The organism is Amycolatopsis anabasis (genome assembly GCF_009765355.1).
Lineage (GTDB): Bacteria > Actinomycetota > Actinomycetes > Mycobacteriales > Pseudonocardiaceae > Amycolatopsis > Amycolatopsis anabasis.
This window is the reverse complement of record NZ_VTHK01000046.1, coordinates 39,121-51,903: the sequence shown is the minus strand read 5'-3', so window position 1 is coordinate 51,903 and position 12,783 is coordinate 39,121. Positions and strand designations below refer to the sequence as shown.

The window sequence follows — 12,783 nt, the reverse complement described above, 5'->3', positions numbered from 1 at the left end:
CGCCCACGCAGGGTGAAAGCCATGAGCAATCGCACCCTTCAGCTCGCCGTGATCGTCGCCAGCGTCCGGGAAGGCCGGTTCGGCCCGGCGGTCGCGCGCTGGTTCCGCGAGGAAGCCCGGCAGCACGGGCAGTTCGCCGTGGACGTCATCGATCTCGCCGAAACACCCCTTCCGCTCGCGCTCCCGCCGGTCTCCCCGAAAAACGAGGCCAACTACCCCCGCCCGGCCGGAATGGCCGAGGTGACGGCGACACTCGCGGCGGCGGACGCGTTCGTCGTGGTGACCCCGGAGTACAACCACAGCTTCCCCGCGTCGATCAAGGCCCTGATCGACTGGCATTTCACCCAGTGGCAAGCCAAACCGGTCGGATTCGTCTCGTACGGCGGGCTGGGCGGCGGGATCCGCGCCGTCGAGCAGCTGCGGCTGGTGTTCGCCGAAATGCACGCGGTCGGCGTGCGGGACACGGTCAGCTTCGCCAACTACTGGGAACTCTTCGACGCCGAAGGGCGGCTCGTCGAACCGGAAGGCCCGCAGGGGGCCGCGAAGATCATGCTCGACCAGCTCGTGTGGTGGGCCACCGCGCTGTACCACGCCCAAGCCGAGAACCCGTACCAGGTGGCGGGCTAGTTCAGCCGACGGAGTGGCGGTCACGAGATCGTGGGTTGCCCCAGCGCCGCGGTCGTCGCCTTCGGGTAGCTAGCGCAGGGGCCGGAAGAATTCGCGCAGGTCCTGGGCGAGCAGTTCCGGCTCCTCGCTGGCGTAGAAATGCCCGCCGCACGGCATTTCCGTCCAGCGCCGCACATTGAACCCGCGCTCCGCGTAACTCCTCGGCGGGAACGGGTTCGACATGATCGGGTCGCCCGGCCAGAGCGCGACGGCCGTCGGCACCTCGACGAAGGTCGGATCGGCGGGGGCGTGGTGTTTCGCGTCGTAGTACGGCAGGAACGACGAGCCGATCGTGCCGGTCGCCCAGTACAGGGTGACCGTGGTCAGCAACTGGTCTTTGCCGAACCGCCGTTCCACGTCTCCGCCGCAGTCGCTCCAGGCGCGGAACTTCTCCACGATGTAGCTCGCGAGCCCGGCCGGCGAGTCGTTCAGCCCGAACGTCAGCGTGCTGGGTTTGGTGGCTTGGAACCGGCTGTAGGCGCCTTCCTCCTCGACCCACGCCAGGAGTCCCGCGTAGAACGCCTTCTCCTCGTCGGTTCCCTCCGCGGGATCGACGAGCGGGCGCTCGACCAGCGCGATCGGGTCGATGTGGATGCCCACCACGTTCTCCGCGTGGTGCATGCCCAGGCGGGAGGTGACGTAACTGCCGAGATCGCCGCCCGCCGCGGCGAACCGTTCGTAGCCGAGGTGGTCGCGCATCAGGCTCGTCCACAACCGGGCGATCCCGGCCGAGTTGAAGATGCCGGGCTCGGCTGGTTTGCCGGAGAAACCGAAGCCGGGCAGCGAGGGCACCACCACGTCGAACGCGTCGGCGGGATCCTCGGGGTGGGTCAGCAGCGGAATGACCCGTTCCAGTTCGGCGAACGTACTCGGCCACCCGTGGGTGAGGATCAGCGGCAGCGGGTTCGGGCCGTCGCCACGTTCCCAGACGAAGTGCACGCCGGTGCCGTCGACGGTGACGCGGTGGTGCGACAGGCCGTTGAGCCGTTCCTCCTGGGCCCGCCAGTCGAACGAGGAGAGCCAGTACTCGACCAGTTCGCGCAGGTAGGCGGCGTCGGTGCCGTAGCCCCAGCCCGGTTCGGGAAAGGCACCCGGCCAGCGGGTCGCCACGAGCCGATCCCGGAGATCCGACAGCACGGAATCGGGCACGTGCAAGGTGAACGGCTCCATCGCTTCGCTCCCCAGAAGATCGTTCCTACCGGGAAGTGTGCCAGTCCGCTCAGCAGCACTCCACCGAGTTCGCGTGCTTCGCGCGGCAGTAGGGGCAGAACGGGAGCGCGGCCAGGTACTTCTTGTCGGCGGGAATGCACAGGGCGCCGCAGTCGGACAAATAACCGACCGGCCAGCCGTCGCGGTCGGCTTCCGGTGGCGCGGAGCGGAGTACGAAGTGCTTGGCGCGTTGGGTCATGCCCAGCTGCTCGGCCATCCAATGCCCGACCACCCGCTCTTCGGGCGCCGCGATGCGCACCGAAGTCGTTACCTGTCCACTAGGCCCCTTCGCCTGCATGTGTCGAGGATCGTCCACGGATGGAGATCCGCACCACACCCAGATGGAGATCTCTTCACAAGAAGTTCAGCAGTTCGCCAGAAACCGCTCCAGCACACGTACCCCGAACCGCAACCCGTCGACCGGGACCCGTTCGTCCACGCCGTGTGCCATCGCCCGGTACGGGAAGCCCTCGGGCAGCAGCAGCGGGGAGAAGCCGTAGCACTGGATGCCCAGCGGGCTGAACGCCTTCGCGTCCGTGCCGCCGCCGAGGCAGTAGGGCACCACGACGGCTTCGGGGTCCTCGGCGCGCAACGCGTCGGCCATGGCGGTGAACCACGGCGAGTCCACCGGGGCCTGCACCGCGGGCTGGTTGGCGACGAACTCGCGGTCCACCCCCGCGCCGAGCAGCGCGTCGACCTCGGCCAGCAGCTCGTCCAGCGTGCCGGGCAGCACGCGGGTGTCCACCTGCGCCTGCGCGAGGGTCGGGATGACGTTCACCTTGTAGCCCGCGTCGAGCATGGTCGGGGTAGTGCTGTTGCGGATCGTCGGCCGCACCAGCGCGCCCGCCGGGCCCAGGCGGTCGACGGTGGCGTCGACGTCGGTGAGGTCGACCGGCACCCCCAGCGCTTCGCCGGTGCGGCGCAGGAACGCCTCGACCGCCGGCGTGAGCCGAATCGGCCACCGGTGCTCGGCGATCCGGTGCAGTGCCCCGACGAGCCGGATCACCGCGTTCTCGTCGTTGGGCCGCGAACCGTGCCCCGCCCGGCCGCGGGCGGTCAGCCGCAGGTGCGCGGTGCCGCGCTCGGCGGTGGCCACCGGGTACAACCGGACGGTCCGGCCGTCGGCGGCGGGCACGTGGTAGGTGTACCCGCCGGATTCGCTGATCGCGGCCGCGCACCCCTCGAACAGGGACCGGTGCTCGGCGGCCAGCCAGTGCGCGCCGTATTCGCCGCGGTCCTCCTCGTCGGCGACGAAGGCGAGCACGAGGTCGCGCCGCGGCCGCAGGCCGGACGCGACGACCGCGAGCACCATCGCGCAGAAGTCCTTCATGTCGACCGCGCCCCGGCCCCACAGGTACCCGTCCCGGATCTCACCGGAGAACGGCGGCACCGACCAGTCGCTCGCCTCGGCGGGCACCACGTCCAGATGTCCCTGCAGCAGCAGCGCGGGCAGGCTGGGATCGCGACCGGGAATCCGCGCAATGACGTTGGCGCGCCGGGGAGCGCTCTCGATGATCTTCGACTCCACCCCGGCATCGGCGAGCACGCCCGCGACGAACTCCGCCGCGTCCCGTTCGCCCGCGGAGTCGCCGTTGCCGCGGTTCGTGGTGTCGAAGCGCACCAGCGACGCGCACAGTTCGACTACGTCTGCGTCAGCCATATTTCCCCTGCACTGCACCGGCCGCGATCGCGGTGACCACCTTGAACGCCTTCATCGCCTCGGTCATGGTCGCCGCGTCGAACCCGACCCGGCGGACGTCGATCTGCTCGACCGTGGGGATCACCGCGGTCGCCTGCGCGAGGTGGCTGGCGTCGAACTCGACCTCGATGCGGTGCGCGCCCTCGGCCGGGGCGCCGCGGCCCGCGCGGGCCATCCCCTCGGCGGCCGCGGTGGTGAGCAGTTCGGCGGTGCGGGCCGGGGGCAGGCAGATCGCCGCGTACCGGCTCACGCATTCCTTGACCGCGACCAGTTTCGCCCGCGGCGCGTAGTCGCGGGCGTCCTCGCAGGCCAGGTCGTCGCCGGTCACCACGAGCACCGGAACGCCGTACTCGGCGGCCAGGCCCGCGTTCAGGCGGCCCTCGCTGGCGGGCACCCCGTCCAGCCAGACACCGGTGATCTGGTTCTCCAGGTAGGTGTGCGAGAGGACGCCGTCGAACCCGGCGCCGGCGTGGTAGCCGAGGAAGACCACGCCGTCCACACCGGAATCGATGCCCTGCATCATCGACAGCGGTTTGTGGCGGCCGGTGAGCATCCGCGCCCGCGGGTCGAGGTCCTCCAGCAGCAGGTTGCGCTGCGAGGAATGCGCCTCGTTCACCAGCACGTCGGTCGCGCCGCCGTCGAAGAGCCCGGCGATGGTCGCGTTGACGTCCCCGGTGAACAGCTTGCGGAAGCGCTGCCACTGCTCGGTCCCCGGTACGACGTCGTCGGTCCAGGTGACGCCGGTGGCGCCCTCCATATCCGCCGAGACCATGATCCGCATGCTCCGACCGTAGCGTCTCGGGTGTCATCGCGCGGCAAGTGGTCTGAACCTTGAGCTAGCCGACCGCGGCCAGGCCTTCGTGGCAGGACGGGAACCGCGGTGCCCAGCCCAGCTCCCGCTTCGCCTTCGCGTTGGACAGCCGGATGCGGGTGCCGACCATGAGCGCGTGCAGGTACGGGGTGGTGCGGAGCAGCCAGGCCGGCACCCGGCGCGGGGCGGGCGCACCGGCGGCGGCCGCGAGCGCGGTGACGTACTCGTCGAAGCCGAGCGGATGGTCGTCGACGACGTTGTAGGCCTGACCGCCGCGGCCGCGCTCGAGGGCGGCGACCGTGGCCGCCGCGGCGTCCTCGATGTGCACGGGCGAGGTGACCCCGGAGGGCCGGGGCACCGGCAGCATCCGCTTGCGCGCCTGGTCCATCAGCTTGCGCGTGCCCGGCTCGGGCCCGTAGAAGAGGCCGTACCGCAGGGCGATGCCTTCGATCCCGTCGGCGGAGAACACCTGGTCCTCATTGGACCGCATCGAGCGCAGGTGGACGTCGAACTCGTCGCCCGCGAGCTCGCCGAAGGGCTGGTCCTCGGTCACCCAGCCGTCGCCGTGGTCGCGGTAGCCGTAGCCGAGGAAGAAGGACTGGGTGACGAACCGGGTCGCGCCCACCTGCTCGGCCGCCCGGAGCAGGTGCGCGGTGCCGGTGTCGCGCAGTTCGTCGGTGGCGTGGAGGTGCCGGTGCGCCACCGGGGTCCGGGTGAGCGCGGTGGCCTGGTGGATCACCGCGTCCGCCCGGTGGCCCCGGAGCGCCGTGAGCAGGCCGGGTTCGTCCAGCACGTCGGCGAGCACGGCCTCGGCGCCCGCGTCGGCGACCCGCCGGGCGCCGCCCGCGGACCGGGTGAGCGCCACGACCGAATGTCCCGCCTCGACGAGGCGGGGGAGCAGCGCGCTGCCCAGGGTCCCCGTCGCTCCAGCCAATACGACCTTCATTTCCCTGCCTCCGACCCGCTGAACTCGATTGACGATCTGTTCAGCGGACGAGATTCCGGCCCGGGATGTGACAGCGGAGGCGGAAGTTGGGTGACGTAACGCAACAAGGTCTAGACCATGGGTGAACGTGCTGCCACGGGAAGGCAACGAATAGGCACCTACTGCGGTGGGGATATATTGCGCCCTTCCTCGGGTATGTGTTTAGTTTTCCGCCTCAGGGCGAGCTGGGGCGAGCCCGTTTTGAGCTGATTAGGGGTGGTCAAGTGCGTTTCACCAGCAGGCGGGGCGGCCAAAGAGCCGTCGTGATCCTGGCCGCGGTGACGATGGCGGTGGGGCCGTTCGCGGTCCCCGGGTCGGCGCAGGGGCAGGGAGGGAAGACGCTGCGGGTGGCGCTCGTGCAGCAGATCGATCACCTCAACCCGTTCACCGCCGGGTTCGCGTCCAGCTCGATGATCGGCCGCATGGCCTACGAGTTCCTCACCCTGCCCTCGGCCGAGGACGCGACGCCGACCGGCGGGCTGGCCGAGAAGTGGGACACCTCGCCGGACAAGCTGACCTGGACCTTCACCATCCGGCAGGGCGTGAAGTGGTCCGACGGGAAGCCGGTCACCGCCAAGGACGCGGCCTACACGTTCAACCGGATCATGACCGACGAGAAGGCCGCCGAGGCGAACGGCAACTACGTCACCGGCTTCGACACGGTCACCGCGCCCGACGACCGGACGCTGGTCATCAAGACCAAGCAGCCGCAGTCGACGCTGACCTCGCTGGACGTGCCGATCGTGCCGGAGCACGTCTGGAGCGGCATCCAGGACATGGCCGACCCGAAGACCGACACGCCCGAGGTCGTCGGGATCGGTGACGGCCCGTTCCTGATCACCGAGTATCGCCCGAACGAGGTCGTCAAGCTCAAGGCCAACCCGGACTACTGGCGGGGCCGGGCGAAGATCGACGAGCTGCAGTTCATCAAGTACGACAACGCCGACGCCGCGGTCAACGCGCTGAACAACGGCGAGGTGGACGTCGTCAACCGGCTGACCCCGGCCCAGTTCGAGTCGCTGCAGAACAAGAGCGGCATCACGACCAACAAGGCGCCCGGCCGCCGGTACCGCGAGATGCTGATCAACCCGGGCGCGCAGAACGTCGACCGCCAGCCCATCGGCGACGGCAGCCCGGTGCTCAAGGACGTCCGGGTGCGCAAGGCGATCGCCCAGGCCATCGACAGCAAGACCATCGTGGACAAGGTCCTCGGCGGTTACGGCGAGGTGGCCACCGGATTGATCCCGCCGGTGTTCGCCAAGTACCACCTGTCCCCGGAGGAATCGGGCAAGGCTCCGTTCGACCTGGCCGCGGCCAGCCGGGCGCTGGATCAGGCCGGATACCCCAAGGGCGCGGACGGCGTCCGGGTCTCCCCGGACGGCAAGCGCCTCGAGTTCCGGCTGGTCGGCCGGGCCAGCGAGAACTTCGCCCAGCGCGCCGCGGACTACGTGACCGGCTGGCTGGGCGAGATCGGCATCAAGGTCACCAAGCAACTCGTCTCGGACAACGAGGTGGACGAGAAGACCAACGCCGGTCAGTACGACCTGGCCTTCTCCGGCTACGCGACCAACCCGGACCCGGACTACACGCTGGCCAAGCAGACCTGTGCGAAGCTGCCCACGGCCTCCGGCGGCGGCAGCAGCGCCTCGCTGTTCTGCGACCCCGAGTTCGACAACCTCTACCAGCAGCAGATCGTCGAGATCGAGCCGGACAAGCGGGCGGCCATCGCCAAGCGGGCCCAGCAGCGCTACAACGACCAGGCGCCGAGTGTCGTCATCGAGTACGACAACGTGCTGGAGGCCTACCGGTCGGACAAGTTCGCCGAGTTCACCAAGCAGCCGAAGTCCGGCGGCCCGATCGTGGAACAGCTCGGCTACTGGAGCATGTACGGCGCGACCCCGGCCGAAGAGGGCTCCGGCGCGGGCGGCGGGAGCAACACCGGCCTGTGGATCGGCATCGGCGTCGCCGCCGTCGTGATCCTGGTGGCCGGTGGCGTGTTCGCGGCCCGGCGCGGCAAGTCCGCGGACGATCGGGAGTAGGGGCGCAAGGGGTTGACCGAGATTTCGAGCTCGCTCGAGCAACCGGACGCACTGGGCGACCCGGACGAGCGGCGAGGTGGTACCGGCACGGCCAGGTTCGTCCTGACCAAGATCGCGGAGGGGCTGGGCAGCCTGGTCCTGGTCGTGGTGCTGGGGTTCCTGCTGTTCCGCATGATTCCCGGCGATCCGGTCGCGACGATGACCCGCGACCGGCCGACCAGCCCGGAACAGCTGGCCCAGCTGCGCGAGAAGTACGGCGTGGACAAACCTCTGGCACAGCAGTTCGTCGACTACATCGGCGGGCTGCTGCGCGGGGACCTCGGTGACTCCTACGTCTACACGCGACCGGTCGTCGACCTGATCGGCGAACGGTTCTGGCCGACCATCCTGCTGGTCGGCACGGCGACCATTCTCGCCGTGCTGCTCGGCCTGTGGCTGGGCGTGCGGGCGGCCTGGCGGCGCGGCAGCCTGTTCGACCGCACGCAGACCGGGATCGCGCTGACGTTCTGGTCGATGCCCCAGTTCTGGCTGGGCATCCTGCTGCTGACCGCCACCTCGGGGCTCTTCCCGAGCCGGGGCATGCGGTCGGCGGACATCCCGGACGGGTTCTTCGCCCAGAGCCTGGACGTGCTGCACCACCTGGCGCTGCCCTGCGTCACCCTGCTCGCGGTGATCTACGCGCAGTACATGCTGGTGATGCGGTCCTCGCTGCTCGGCGAGATGAACGCGGAGTACCTGGTGACCGCGCGCGCCAAGGGGCTGCGGGACGATCTGGTCCGGCGGCGCCACGCGGTGCCCAACGCGCTGCTGCCCACGGCCACCCTGATCTTCCTCCAGTTCGGCCTGGTCGTGTCCGGCACGGTCACCGTGGAAACCGTGTTCTCCTGGCCCGGGCTGGGCCTGCTCACCTACGAGGCACTGCGCGGGCCCGACCTGCCGATGCTGCAAGGAGTCTTCTTGGTTCTCGCCGGTTCGGTGATCGTGATGAACCTGCTCGCGGAACTGCTCTACCGCGTGCTCGACCCGCGGGTGCGCACGCAATGACCGCGCAGGCGACCGGCGCGCGGGCGATCGCCTGGCAACGCCGCGCGGCCGCGATCGGGCAGACCTGGCGGGAGTTCGCGACGAACCGGGGCGGGCTGGCCGGGCTGTTCCTGCTCGGGCTGATCGTGGTGCTGGCGTTGCTGGCCCCGCTGATCACCGACTCGTCCGGGCTCGACGTCACCAAGGCGACCGGGAAACCGCTGGCGGCGCCCGGTGGCGACTTCCTGCTCGGCACCGATCCGGACGGCCGCTCGGTCCTGCTGCTGACGTTCTGGGGCGCCCGGGTCTCCCTGCTCGTCGGTTTCGCGGCGACCGTGCTGTCCGTGGTGATCGGCACGCTGGTGGGCATCACGGCGGCCCACTTCGGTGGCTGGGTGTCGGCGATCCTGTTGCGCTTCACCGACTTCTTCCTCGTGCTGCCCTCGCTGGTGCTGGCGATCGCGCTGTCCACCGTGCTGCCGCACGGGCTCGGCACGATCATCGTGGCCATCGGGCTCACCTCGTGGCCGAGCACCGCGCGCCTGGTCCGCGCGCAGACGCTGACCATCGAGAGCCGGCCGTACATCGAGCGCGCCAAGGCGCTCGGCGGCGGCCACCGGCACATCGTCGGGAAACACGTGCTGCCCGGTGTGATGCCGCTGGTGCTGGCGAACACCACACTGGTCGTCGGCAACTCGATCATCGCCGAGTCCACGCTGTCCTTCCTCGGCCTGGGCGACCCGACCGCGGTGTCCTGGGGCTCCATGCTGGCGACCGCGGTGAGCTCGGGCGCGGTCAGCAAGGGCGCGTGGTGGTACCTGCTGCCACCGGGCCTCTCGATCGTGGTGATCGTGCTGTGCTTCACCCTGGTCGGCCGCGCGCTGGAAACCGTGCTCAACCCACGACTCAAGGGGGAGCACTCGTGACCACCCCGTTGCTGGAACTGAAGAACCTCGGCGTCACCTACCGCACGCGCAGCGGGGAAGTGCCCGCGGTGCACGACGTGAACCTGACCCTCGCCCCCGGGGAAACGCTCGGGGTCGCGGGGGAGTCCGGCTCCGGCAAGTCGACCATGGCGATGAGCGCGCTGCGCCTGCTGCCGTCGGCGGCCACCGTCTCCGGTGAGATCCTGCTCGACGGCGAGGACGTGCGGACCATGCGCTGGGGCCGGCTGCGCGCGGTGCGCTGGGCCGAGGCGTCGGTGGTCTTCCAGGGCGCCATGCACGCGCTGAACCCGGTGCGCAAGATCGGCGAGCAGATCGCCGAGCCGATCCGGCTGCACGCGCCGGACGGCAAGGCGCCGCCGGAACCGCGGGTCAAGGCCCGCGTGGCGGAACTGCTCGAGCAGGTCGACCTGCCGCCGTCCCGGGCCAACGCCTACCCGCACGAGCTGTCCGGCGGGCAGAAGCAGCGGGTGATGATCGCGATGGCGCTCGCCTGCCGGCCGCGGCTGATCATCGCCGACGAACCGACCACGGCCCTGGACGTCATCGTCCAGGCGCAGGTGCTCCGCCTGATGAGCCAGCTGGTCGCCGAACGCGACATCGGGCTGCTCATGATCAGCCACGACCTGTCCGTGCTCGCGGCCACCTGCGCCCGGATCGCGGTGATGTACCGCGGCGAGGTCGTCGAGGAACGGCCGAGTGCCGAGCTGATGGCCTCCCCGGAGCACGAGCACACCCGCGCGCTGGCCGCGGCGTTCCCGACCGTGGGCGACCCGGTCTCGCGGTACGCGCCCGCGACCAGCACCCCGCTCCCGCCCGAACCGGAACGCGGCGACCCGGCCGAACCCGAAGCCCTGCTGGCCGCCGAGGACCTGCGCGTCACCTTCCGGGACCGGACCGGGGCGCGGATCCACGCCGTCGCCGGGGTGGACCTGCGGGTGCACCGCGACGAGATCGTCGCCCTGGTCGGGCAGTCCGGCTCCGGCAAGACCACGCTGGCCCGCACCCTGCTCGGGTTGCAGAAGCCCACCTCGGGCGCGGTGCGGTTCGCGGGGAAGCCGGTGCCGATGACCGGGGCCGGGCTGAAGGCGTACCGGCGGCAGGTGCAACTCGTGCTGCAGGACCCCACCAGCGCGCTGAACCCGCGGCACACCGTGTACGAGGCCGTCGCCGAGGGACCCCGCATCCACGGCCTGGCCGGTGACGAGCGGGGGATCGTCACCGAGGCGCTGGAGTCCGCCGAACTGCGGCCCGCGGAGTCGTTCCTCTCCCGGCTGCCGCACGAGCTGTCCGGTGGACAGCGGCAACGCGTGGTGATCGCCGGAGCGCTCGCGCTACAGCCGAGCGTGCTGGTCGCCGACGAGCCGGTCGCGTCGCTGGACGCCTCGGTGCGCGGCGAGATCCTCGGGCTGCTGCTCCGCCTGCGGCGCGGACTGGGCCTCGCGGGACTGGTGATCACGCACGATCTCGGCCTCGCGTGGAACATCGCGGACCGGGTGGCGGTGATGTACCGCGGTGAGCTGGTCGAGGTGGGTACCGTCGAGGAGGTGCTGCTCGACCCGAAACACGACTACACCAAGTCACTGCTCGCGGCGCTGCCCGGCGGCATCAGCCGGGGCGCGGCGTGAAGAAACGGTGAAACCGCAACCGGTCCGGCGAGCCGATGGCCAAAACCGGCCGCTGCCGCGAGTCCAGATGAGCGCGGTGTGTAATCTCCTTGGACGACATGGCAACCACGACTGACCCCGCACCGGGAGCCGCGAGCAGCGGCCCCGATGCGTCCACCACGCAGGCGCGCCCGGCCGGTGATCCGGTCGACCGCGTCCGGGTGCCCTCGCGCTTCCCGTACCGCACGATCGCGATGGGCACCATCGGCAGCACGCTGCTGTTGCTCGGCGGCCTCGGCGCCGGCGGAATCCTCATCCGGGACCCGGTGCTCGGGCACGGCGCGCTGTCCTGGATCCGGTACGGGCACGGGCGCGTGCTGGCGAACGCGGTGCTGTACCTCGGCTTCGCGCTGGTGGTGTGGGCGTGGGTGCGGCTGGGCCGCTACGTCCTGGCCGGGCGGATCGGCACCCGGCCGATCCTGATCGCCGCGGCCTGCTGGATGGCGCCGCTGCTGGTGTCGCCGCCGCTGTTCACCCGGGACGTGTTCTCCTACCTGGGCCAGGGCGCGCAACTGCTGTACGGCCTGGACCCGTACGCGCACGGGCCCGCGGAGCTCGAGGTCCTGCCGGACGTGGTGCAGAACGTGCATCCGCTGTGGCAGACCACGCCCGCCCCCTACGGCCCGCTGTACCTGCTGGTGGCCAAGACGATCGTGTCGATCACCGGCAACAACATGATCGCCGGGGTGATCGCCACCCGGCTGGTGATCATGCTCGGGCTCGCCGGGATGCTGTTCGCCCTGCCCCGGCTGGTCCGCCACCTCGGCGGCCGCCTGCCGATCACCATGTGGCTGGCCATCGCCAGCCCGATGATGGTCATCCACCTCGTCGGCGGTCCGCACAACGACCTGCTGATGCTCGGTTTCCTGACCACCGGCGTGCTCGCCGCGCTGGAACGCAAGCACGCGCTGGCGATCCTGCTGGTCACGATCGGCACCCTGATCAAGCCGACGGCGTGCCTGGCCCTGCCCTTCCTGGTGTGGGTCTGGGCGAACCACCTGCCCGACGGCAGCCTCTTCCGCCGGTTCGTCCGGGCCGTGGTGCCGTCGCTGGCGATCTTCGGCGTGGTGTTCTTCGCGGGCATCTGGCTCTCGCTCGGCACGCTGAACCCGCTGGGCCTGATCGGGGGCATGCAGGCGCCGAGCCTGATCGCCAACTGGCTGAACTTCCCGACCGGCATCGGCGAGATCTTCTACAACATCGTGCACCTCGTGCTGCCGGTGGAGTCCTCGCCGTTCGTGACCGTGGCCCGGGCGATCGCCTACGGCGTGTTCGCGGTGTTCGGGATCCGGCAGTGGTGGCTGTCCCGGCACGGCGGCAACGAGGCGATCTTCCGGATGGCGGTGACCACCCTGGCCTTCGCGATCCTGCTGCCGCCCACCCTGCCGTGGTACCTGACCTGGGGCTTCGTGATCCTGTCGGCGTTCGCCTGGCGGCGCCGGCACCTCGCGATCGTGGTGGCGGTGTCGGTGTTCCTGGTCCTGGTGTACTACCCGACCGGCGAGCAGGCGCTGTACGACTGGTGGTTCATCGCCCTGGTCGTCGCCGCGAGCCTGTACGGCGCCGCGTCCCTGCTGCGCCCGGATCCGCTCGGCCTGATCGCCGCCTGGCGCAAACAGGTCGCCGCGACCACCGCACCGCCGAAGGCCGGAGACGGGAAAACCGGGGCGCGCCAACAGGTCTAGCCGTCCGCCCAGGGTGAACCGGGCCCACGGGCGCCGGGTGGGGCGCTACCGTCAC

General features: G+C 70.5%; 11 protein-coding genes. 6 read left to right on the top strand and 5 right to left on the bottom strand.

Features of this window, described 5'->3' with window-relative positions; translation table 11 throughout:
• The first annotated feature begins 21 nt into the window (after positions 1-21).
• The gene (locus FXO23_RS38800; RefSeq protein ID WP_158891768.1) at positions 22-627 is read left to right on the top strand and encodes an NADPH-dependent FMN reductase; all 606 of its coding nucleotides are present in this window, start codon (positions 22-24) and stop codon (positions 625-627) included.
• A gap of 69 nt (positions 628-696) precedes the next feature.
• On the opposite strand, the gene FXO23_RS38795 is transcribed toward FXO23_RS38800, so the two are convergent.
• The 5 genes from FXO23_RS38795 to FXO23_RS38775 all read right to left on the bottom strand — a co-directional run bounded on the left by FXO23_RS38795 (position 697) and on the right by FXO23_RS38775 (position 5,319).
• Positions 697-1,836: an epoxide hydrolase family protein gene (locus tag FXO23_RS38795; RefSeq protein WP_158891766.1), complete on the bottom strand. Its 1,140-nt coding sequence runs from the start codon at positions 1,834-1,836 to the stop codon at positions 697-699.
• A gap of 49 nt (positions 1,837-1,885) precedes the next feature.
• The gene (locus tag FXO23_RS38790) at positions 1,886-2,173 is read right to left on the bottom strand and encodes a hypothetical protein (protein WP_158891764.1); all 288 of its coding nucleotides are present in this window, start codon (positions 2,171-2,173) and stop codon (positions 1,886-1,888) included.
• A gap of 66 nt (positions 2,174-2,239) precedes the next feature.
• Complete coding sequence (locus FXO23_RS38785; RefSeq protein ID WP_158891762.1) at positions 2,240-3,535, bottom strand: M20/M25/M40 family metallo-hydrolase; 1,296 nt, start codon at positions 3,533-3,535, stop codon at positions 2,240-2,242.
• Positions 3,528-4,355 carry a M55 family metallopeptidase gene (locus FXO23_RS38780; protein ID WP_158891760.1) on the bottom strand — a complete coding sequence of 276 codons (828 nt, stop codon included), beginning with the start codon at positions 4,353-4,355 and terminating at the stop codon, positions 3,528-3,530. The genes FXO23_RS38785 and FXO23_RS38780 overlap by 8 nt, the downstream gene beginning before the upstream one ends.
• Before the next feature lie 55 nt (positions 4,356-4,410).
• On the bottom strand, positions 4,411-5,319 hold the full coding sequence (locus tag FXO23_RS38775) for an NAD-dependent epimerase/dehydratase family protein (protein WP_246258278.1): 909 nt from the start codon (positions 5,317-5,319) through the stop codon (positions 4,411-4,413).
• 335 nt (positions 5,320-5,654) lie between these two features.
• Between FXO23_RS38775 and FXO23_RS38770 the strand changes: the two genes are divergently transcribed.
• The 5 genes from FXO23_RS38770 (at position 5,655) to mptB (ending at position 12,728) form a co-directional block, all read left to right on the top strand.
• Positions 5,655-7,409 (top strand): ABC transporter substrate-binding protein, encoded by a 1,755-nt coding sequence (locus FXO23_RS38770; protein WP_158891807.1) that lies wholly within the window; start codon positions 5,655-5,657, stop codon positions 7,407-7,409.
• A gap of 12 nt (positions 7,410-7,421) precedes the next feature.
• Positions 7,422-8,453, top strand: coding sequence for an ABC transporter permease (locus FXO23_RS38765; protein WP_179956993.1), 1,032 nt, complete (start codon positions 7,422-7,424; stop codon positions 8,451-8,453).
• The gene (locus tag FXO23_RS38760) at positions 8,450-9,358 is read left to right on the top strand and encodes an ABC transporter permease (protein ID WP_158891755.1); all 909 of its coding nucleotides are present in this window, start codon (positions 8,450-8,452) and stop codon (positions 9,356-9,358) included. Before FXO23_RS38765 ends, FXO23_RS38760 begins: the two co-directional genes overlap by 4 nt.
• The gene (gene nikE / locus FXO23_RS38755; protein WP_158891753.1) at positions 9,355-11,004 is read left to right on the top strand and encodes a nickel ABC transporter ATP-binding protein NikE; all 1,650 of its coding nucleotides are present in this window, start codon (positions 9,355-9,357) and stop codon (positions 11,002-11,004) included. The genes FXO23_RS38760 and nikE overlap by 4 nt, the downstream gene beginning before the upstream one ends.
• Before the next feature lie 98 nt (positions 11,005-11,102).
• Positions 11,103-12,728: a polyprenol phosphomannose-dependent alpha 1,6 mannosyltransferase MptB gene (gene mptB / locus FXO23_RS38750; protein WP_179956992.1), complete on the top strand. Its 1,626-nt coding sequence runs from the start codon at positions 11,103-11,105 to the stop codon at positions 12,726-12,728.
• Positions 12,729-12,783: the final 55 nt, after the last annotated feature.

Coding starts and splice junctions, on each gene's coding strand:
- FXO23_RS38780 (WP_158891760.1), bottom strand. CDS start 4,355: ATGCGGATCATGGTCTCGGCGGATATGGAGGGCGCCACCGGCGTCACC.
- FXO23_RS38800 (WP_158891768.1), top strand. CDS start 22: ATGAGCAATCGCACCCTTCAGCTCGCCGTGATCGTCGCCAGCGTCCGG.
- FXO23_RS38795 (WP_158891766.1), bottom strand. CDS start 1,836: ATGGAGCCGTTCACCTTGCACGTGCCCGATTCCGTGCTGTCGGATCTC.
- FXO23_RS38790 (WP_158891764.1), bottom strand. CDS start 2,173: ATGCAGGCGAAGGGGCCTAGTGGACAGGTAACGACTTCGGTGCGCATC.
- FXO23_RS38760 (WP_158891755.1), top strand. CDS start 8,450: ATGACCGCGCAGGCGACCGGCGCGCGGGCGATCGCCTGGCAACGCCGC.
- FXO23_RS38770 (WP_158891807.1), top strand. CDS start 5,655: ATGGCGGTGGGGCCGTTCGCGGTCCCCGGGTCGGCGCAGGGGCAGGGA.
- FXO23_RS38785 (WP_158891762.1), bottom strand. CDS start 3,535: ATGGCTGACGCAGACGTAGTCGAACTGTGCGCGTCGCTGGTGCGCTTC.
- mptB (WP_179956992.1), top strand. CDS start 11,103: ATGGCAACCACGACTGACCCCGCACCGGGAGCCGCGAGCAGCGGCCCC.